Origin of the sequence: Streptomyces cahuitamycinicus (genome assembly GCF_002891435.1) — a bacterium.
GTDB lineage: Bacteria > Actinomycetota > Actinomycetes > Streptomycetales > Streptomycetaceae > Streptomyces > Streptomyces cahuitamycinicus.
The window spans coordinates 56,903-63,305 of sequence record NZ_POUC01000006.1; the positions used below are offsets into that span (position 1 = coordinate 56,903).

A 6,403-nucleotide genomic window follows, 5' to 3' on the forward strand; every position below is an offset into this window, starting at 1 on the left:
AACTGAACGCCTCACCCACGCTCCGATAGATCGTTGACGCGGACCGTCCCTGGCGCTGGCGAGGCGAACCGCGCGGCGCGCCGGGCTCCTATACGGCCGGCTAGTATGTCACGGTTTGCTCTGGGCAGCCGGCCGCCACCTCGCGCAGGGCGGCCACCTCGGCTTCATCCGCTGTGAGGCTCCAGCGGAGTTTGGTTGCGACCCACTCGGCGACGTACCGGCAGTGCACCTCGGCGGCAGGCGGCAGCCACTGGGCGGGATCCTGGTCTGCCTTGGACCGGTTCGAGCGGGCGGTGACCGCGACCAGGCTGGTGGCCGCGCCCTGGTCGTTGGCGTACGCCTCGCGGCGCTGCGCCGTCCACGCGGACGCACCGCTGTCCCAGCTTTCCGCCAGGGGCACCATGTGATCGATGTCCAAGCCGGAGGCTGACGTCACCCACACCTGGTCGTAGTACGACCACCAGCTCCCACCCGTCAGACGGCAGTTGGACCCGACAGCAGGGGCTTCGACGGCTTCGGAGATCAGGACCTCGGCACGCGTGTTGCAGCCGTCAATGGGGTTGGCGCCGGCGTTCCAGTGGCGGAAGGCGTCCCGGTCGTAACCGTCCCGGGACTCCGCCCTCACCGGCAGGGCAGCGACGGCTTCGGTCAGGGGAAGCGTCTCGGCCGCGTGGGCGGTCGCTGAGACGGTGAGGGGAAGGACAGCGAGGGAGGCGGCGGCCAGCCGAGCAGGCGGTCGTCGCCGCGTGCGAGCTGGCTGACGTCGCCGACCCGAGTGGCGAGGTGGCCCAGGTCGGCGTCTTTGGGGCATGGGGGCCGGTGGGAACTGACATGGGGCAGCTTCCCTTTTCGCGGTGACGTCGCCCGGGCACTGACCGATCCGCAGGCGGGCTTTGCGGGGGCTGATGCGGTGCAGGTGCGTCGTGGCTGGGATGTCCGGCTTGGCGACGCGGTCCTGGCGCTCCGGGGCGAGGACGGCTGACCGTACGGCGCTGCCCTCTGGAGGAGCGCCGTACGGCCTTGACCTACCAGGTGGCGGAGTGTCAGTGGGAGTTGTGGCGGCGCTGAGTTGCAGTGCTGACCCGCCGCTCGACTGCTTCGGCGATCGCCTGGTACTTCGGATCGCAGGAGTTCACCTGGAGCTGCTCATAGTTGCAGGTGGTGAAGCGGAGTTCGATGAGGCCCGTACGGGCCTCATCGTCGAGACGGACCCAGTTCTCCATGGTCTCTGGTGGGTAGATCGCATCCAGATGTCCCGCTCGGGCGACAGGCAGCCCGAATTCCGCATCCGTCACCGCGCTGACCAGCTCCTGCTTCTGATAGCGGACACCGGAGCGGTGGATGATGTCCAGGCACCATCGCAACGGCCCGCTGCCGTCATAGCCGTTGATGCCCAGCCCCTTGTAGCCGGTGACAGCGTCGGCGGTTGTGAGGGTGTGGAAGAGGCCGATGCGCCGTAGGAGTCCGCTTGCACTCCAGGCGCCGGATCGGAACTGTCTTGTCCACTCGCCTGTATTCCACTGCTGCTCGAACGACAGCTCTTCCACTGACCACTTCTCTGGCCCGCGCCACAGGGCCTTTCACCCGAGGTCCGCAGCGTGCTCGAGGCTCTCTGTCTCCGTGCGCTTCCAGATCTTCGGGTCCGGCCCGGTTAGCCAGGCGGAGGTGCGTCGGCCCGTGATGTGCAGCTCAACGCCCCTGCGCGTGCGCTGCCGGATCCGTAGTCCCGGCATGCCGTGGACTTCGCTGCCTGGTTCGTAGGTAGGAAGCAGCCATGTCAGCAGCCTTCTGGCGCGCTGCTCGTTCTCAACGACCAGCTCGATCGTGTCGGGCTGTGGACGGACGCACCGGATCCCGAAGGGGTAGGCGCTGAAGTCTGTGTACGAGTCGAGGACTTGGTGAAAGAGGTCGGCCTCGAAGTTGCGCTGCTCCACGCCACCGGCGGCGGGAATGGGCGGTTGCCCGGGGTTCAGCAGGTCCCGGGCTTGCTGGTACGTCTCGTTCGTGTAGAGCTGGCGATGGCTGGCGAGCCGGCTTGTCCGATCACGGCGCATGGGAGGTCCTGTTTCCCCGTACCGTTCGGCCCTCCGGTACGGCGATCGAGCCGTTCCCGAGTGTCTGGTGATGCGAGACCACGGCGTGAAGCTGCGCTCCTTCGCTCCCCGCTGCAGGCCGCTCAATGGGCCGACAGCATCCAGGGGGAACACGGCCCGACCACGGCCGATTGGAGGCAGCGTAGCCAGCGTGTGAGTACGCGACTCGATATCACCCGAACGTGGGCGTTGCAGGGAAGCAGCCTGCTGTTGAGCCCAAGGTGTCGCTTGTTGTCCGCGGACAACAAGCGACACCTTGGGCATCGTGCTGTCCAACGGCAGGAGCAAGTAAGTAAGGTAGCGCCATGACCGCCCCATACGACCCGAGTGATCGGGAAAAGGTAGTAGCCAAACTGCCTGCTGAGCTCCGGAAGGAGCTCAAGGTCCGTGCTGCCGAGTTGGATACCGACATCCAGGACGCCGTGACCCGGGGCGTCGAAGCTTGGAGAGAGGCCAAGGGCCGGCCTCCTGTCGACACCACCGGCGGCACGTCCTTTGCCACGTACCTTCCGGCCGGGCTGTACGACAAGCTCAAGAAGGACTGCAAGTCCCGCGGGATCTCCTACAACCAAGGCATCGCGCAGTCGATTCGGCTGTGGCTGGACGAGTATCCGTCACCGCGGCCCAAGCCGCAGAGGGTCACTGGTGCCCGGCGCATCATCTTCGGCAACCAGAAGGGCGGTGTCGGCAAGACCTCAGTGTCTGCCGGTGTCGCCCAGGCCCTCGCAGAGTCCGGTCACCGAACCCTGCTCATCGACTTCGACCCGCAGGGGCACCTGACCAAGCAACTCGGTCACCCCCTCATCGACATCGACGCGCCCAGTCTCGCCAAGCACATGCTCGGGGAGGTGAAGGGCGGCGCGCTCGCAGACTTGCTGGTGCCTATAAAGGGCGGCGACTTCGAGGACCATCTCTGGCTCCTCCCGGCCTGCAAGGACGCCTTCCTCCTGGACGCCAAGCTGGCCACCAGCCGGTTTGTGAGGATCAAGGAGACAGCCCTGGAGAAGGCTCTGGAGTCCTTGGAGCAGGAGTTCGACTTCATCGTCGTGGACTGCCCCCCGAGCCTCGGCTACAGCATGGACACGGCGATCTACTACTGCCGTACACGAGACGGCGAAGAGGCTGACTCCTCCGGCATCGTCATCCCGGTGCTGTCCGAGGACTCATCAGCTGACGCCTACGACATGCTGGAAGAGCAGATCGGGGATCTGATCGAGGACTTGGAGATCGACATCGCCCAACTCGGCTTCGTCGTCAACATGTACGACAGCCGCAAGGGCTACGTAGCGACGTCGTCTTTGGAGGAGTGGCAGAAGGTCGGGGAGCCGCCGGTACTGGCTGTCGTGCCGGAACTAAAAGACCAGCGTGAAGCGGTGCGGGTGAAGGCGCCACTGTTGGCGCACGCCCCCTACTGCGAGCAGGCAGAAGCAATGCGAACCATCGCACGGAGGATCAGCGGATGAGCGTCGCCGACCGGTTGGGAACCGGCTCTTCTTTCAGCGGAACTCGTCGTGGCCGAAGCGCCCGCGGCCGCGCCAAGGCCGTGACCCAGGGCGACGTCCCCGTCTACGAGCTGGTGCGGCTCCAGCTGAGCGAAGTCTCTCCCACTCCCCTCAACCCTCGCCGCAACTTCGGCACTGACGAGGACAAGACTCGCTTCGGCGAGGAACTGCGCCATGCGCAGCTGGCCGCATGTGTCGCCGTTACGCGAGCCGCCTATCTGGCGCTGTGGCCCGACCACAAAGACCGGATCGGCGAGGCCGCCCACGTTCTCGTCAACGGTGAGCGACGCTTTCACAGTGCCGTCCACGTCGGCCTCGAAGCTCTCGACTTCGTCGTCCGCGACGATCTAGCCTCCAGCCGCGAGGCGTTCATCAATCACCTGCTCAAGGAGAACCTCGAGCGAGAGGACTTCGATGTCATCGAGCGTGCCCGAGGCGTCGAGCAGCTCGTGGCCGTGTGTGCGGAGGCAGGGGAGCGCGGAGCCCGAACCCGGGCAGCCGAGCAGCTCGGCAAGGACCGCTCGTGGGTAACCAATCAGCTGGTGTTGCTCGAGTTGCCTGCGGAGCTGCAGGCGATGCTGAGTGCCGGCTCCCTGGCCGAGCGTGACGGACGGATGCTGGCCCGGTACACGAAGGAGAAGTCCGGTCTTGAGGCAGCAGCGCTCCTGGACCATCTGAAGGCCTCGAAGGAAGCTGCGTCCGTCGCCAAGGCTGATGAGCAACGCAAGCTCCAGGCACTCCGCGCCGCTGAGAACAACAACTCGTTGTCCGCGGACAACAAGCCCACTGAACAGGGGGCCCTCCAGACGGAGACCGTGGCGGGTGAGCCTGCCTCCGACGGTCAAAGCGGAAGTTTGTTGTCCGCGGACAACAAGAGTGACGCAGAGGTAGGGACAGCACGACCGACGGCCGGTTTGTTGTCCGCGGACAACAAGCCCACTGACAAGCCGGTGCGGACCGCCAACAAGCCTCCGGCCCAACGTCAGTGCCAGCAGGAGGCGGTCAGTCCGTCCAGCGCTGATGCCGCCTCGGATGCAGCAGGAGATGACAAGGCCGATCAGCCGCGCAAGCTGCCGTACGACGACGCCTTCTACGTGGTGAACCACCTGCACGTGAAGATGGAGCCGGCTGTATTCGTGAATGGCGCTCGTGTGTGGCTGAAGATCCTGCGGGAGCAGCATCCCGCTGAGTACAGCGCGCTGCTCCAGGAACTGACCCAGCAAGAGCAAGAGCAGCAGTCGGCCTGAGACAGGACCGCAAGAAGGCCCGTACCCCTGCGACTTGGCGCTTTCCGGGGGACGGGCCTTCGTAGTGGTCAGCCTGTCCGCCGCCCTCGCTCCCGAGCGCCTTCGGGTCCATCTGGGCTCGGCTGCCCGCGGGTGCACTTCGAAGATAGAGGGTGCTGGGGCCGGTGTGGCCGGACGGCTTCCGCACTTGGTGCGGGAGCCGTCCGGCTTGCAGGTCCAGAGCCCAGGAGTGCGTCGGCTCGGCGCAAAAGTCGATCTCGGCCAACAGCAGTCCTGATCGCGTCAATGCGGCGTGTCGCCCATGCGTACGATCACCGGCCCGATAGACCTTCCCTCGACCACACGTTCGGATCATCGATTCGATTCGCGTGAGTTCGGGGGTTTTGATGCACATACCGTGGCTCAGGCGCGCCGGCAGACAGGCGCTCACTATGGCGACTGCGGTCGCCCTGTTGTCGGCCGTGCCATCTATGGCGCAGGCAGACGCGTCGACTGATCTTGAGGTTGAGTCATACGTCCTGCCGATTGGTTCTGCGACGCCATCGCTCGAGGAGTTGCAGAGCGAGGACGGCATGGAACGTCTACGGGACATTGCCCGTACCGCGGAGCCGATCGCGCAGTTGCCGCACGAGACCGTTGGCCCTGCGGCGTCGTACGCGCGGCGCGCGACCCAGCCATCCCGCACCACACCTGTCGAATCAACCGCCTCGCCGACGCCCATGATCGCGGCCCCGGAACCGGTCCGCACGATGACGCTCGACGAGTGCAAGAAGGGCCTGGGCACCACCAAGAAGTTCTACTTCACGTCCCGGTTCGCGGCCTGTTCAGGTGCCTCGTTCGTGCAGACCTGGCTCGTCAACGGCAGGCCTTCCGGCACGAGCATGTTCAACGTCCGGGTCGTGGGAACGATCGCCAAGAACAGCCGCACGATCAACTTCAAGTACTACTTCACCGAGATGGAATCGCAGGGCACCACCGAGGCACCTGTGATGAAGATCGGCACCAAGGGAAAGATCCCCAACAGCTGGCCCTCCACGGTCCGCTACACCAGGGGCGGCAGCATGCCTGGAACGAAGACGTTCGCCGAACTCAAGGTGCTGCGCTCCTTCAGCGAAACAGTCAACGCCAAGCCCGGGCAGGGCAGTCAAGGCACCACGGATCTGATCGCCGCCATCTACCAGCCGTCCATCACCATCACACCGCCACCCAACGCCAAGCTCACCGGTGACCTCAAGGGCGACCTGTTCTTCCTGCCGCCGCGCTGGGACGCCGCCAAGTACCTGGCCAACTCCACCGGCGGCGGCAACCCTGACAAGCGAGGCGCAGCCTCATTCGCCTACATCGGAATGCTGAACTACAGCACGAAGGCCGGCGCCAAGGAGAGGGCTGTAGCTCAGCACATCAAGACGGCCTTCACGAAACCACAGGACACCATGACCTTCCCCTCGTAGCGTAGAGACCCTGACTGCAGGGGAAGTTGAGGGTCATGGCAGGCAAGAGGCGGAAGTTCGACGCGGAGTTCCGTGAGGGGGCTGTGCGGATCGTCGCCGAGACCGGCAAG

General features: G+C 65.4%; 6 protein-coding genes. 3 read left to right on the forward strand and 3 right to left on the reverse strand.

Annotation, left to right across the window (positions count from 1 at the left end; translation table 11 throughout):
• Positions 1 to 100: 100 nt before the first annotated feature.
• The 3 genes from C1J00_RS01885 to C1J00_RS01895 all read right to left on the reverse strand — a co-directional run bounded on the left by C1J00_RS01885 (position 101) and on the right by C1J00_RS01895 (position 2,054).
• Complete coding sequence (locus tag C1J00_RS01885; protein WP_245936145.1) at positions 101 to 724, reverse strand: HNH endonuclease family protein; 624 nt, start codon at positions 722 to 724, stop codon at positions 101 to 103.
• Positions 725 to 1,043: 319 nt separating this feature from the next.
• Entirely contained in the window at positions 1,044 to 1,547 is a 504-nt protein-coding gene (locus C1J00_RS01890) for a hypothetical protein (protein WP_102907260.1), read from the reverse strand.
• Positions 1,548 to 1,580: 33 nt separating this feature from the next.
• Positions 1,581 to 2,054, reverse strand: coding sequence for a hypothetical protein (locus C1J00_RS01895; RefSeq protein ID WP_102907261.1), 474 nt, complete (start codon positions 2,052 to 2,054; stop codon positions 1,581 to 1,583).
• Between the two features lie 344 nt (positions 2,055 to 2,398).
• Here C1J00_RS01895 and C1J00_RS01900 point away from each other — a divergent pair, with 344 nt between their 5' ends.
• The 3 genes from C1J00_RS01900 to C1J00_RS01910 all read left to right on the forward strand — a co-directional run bounded on the left by C1J00_RS01900 (position 2,399) and on the right by C1J00_RS01910 (position 6,293).
• Positions 2,399 to 3,556 (forward strand): ParA family protein, encoded by a 1,158-nt coding sequence (locus C1J00_RS01900; protein ID WP_102907262.1) that lies wholly within the window; start codon positions 2,399 to 2,401, stop codon positions 3,554 to 3,556.
• Positions 3,553 to 4,842 carry a ParB/RepB/Spo0J family partition protein gene (locus C1J00_RS01905; protein WP_102907263.1) on the forward strand — a complete coding sequence of 430 codons (1,290 nt, stop codon included), beginning with the start codon at positions 3,553 to 3,555 and terminating at the stop codon, positions 4,840 to 4,842. Before C1J00_RS01900 ends, C1J00_RS01905 begins: the two co-directional genes overlap by 4 nt.
• Positions 4,843 to 5,273: 431 nt before the next feature.
• Positions 5,274 to 6,293: a hypothetical protein gene (locus C1J00_RS01910; RefSeq protein WP_146046116.1), complete on the forward strand. Its 1,020-nt coding sequence runs from the start codon at positions 5,274 to 5,276 to the stop codon at positions 6,291 to 6,293.
• Positions 6,294 to 6,403: the final 110 nt, after the last annotated feature.

Excerpts from the sequence above, each read along its gene's own strand:
- C1J00_RS01900 (WP_102907262.1), top strand. The coding sequence starts at position 2,399 with ATGACCGCCCCATACGACCCGAGTGATCGGGAAAAGGTAGTAGCCAAA.
- C1J00_RS01905 (WP_102907263.1), top strand. The coding sequence starts at position 3,553 with ATGAGCGTCGCCGACCGGTTGGGAACCGGCTCTTCTTTCAGCGGAACT.
- C1J00_RS01910 (WP_146046116.1), top strand. The coding sequence starts at position 5,274 with ATGGCGACTGCGGTCGCCCTGTTGTCGGCCGTGCCATCTATGGCGCAG.
- C1J00_RS01895 (WP_102907261.1), bottom strand. The coding sequence starts at position 2,054 with ATGCGCCGTGATCGGACAAGCCGGCTCGCCAGCCATCGCCAGCTCTAC.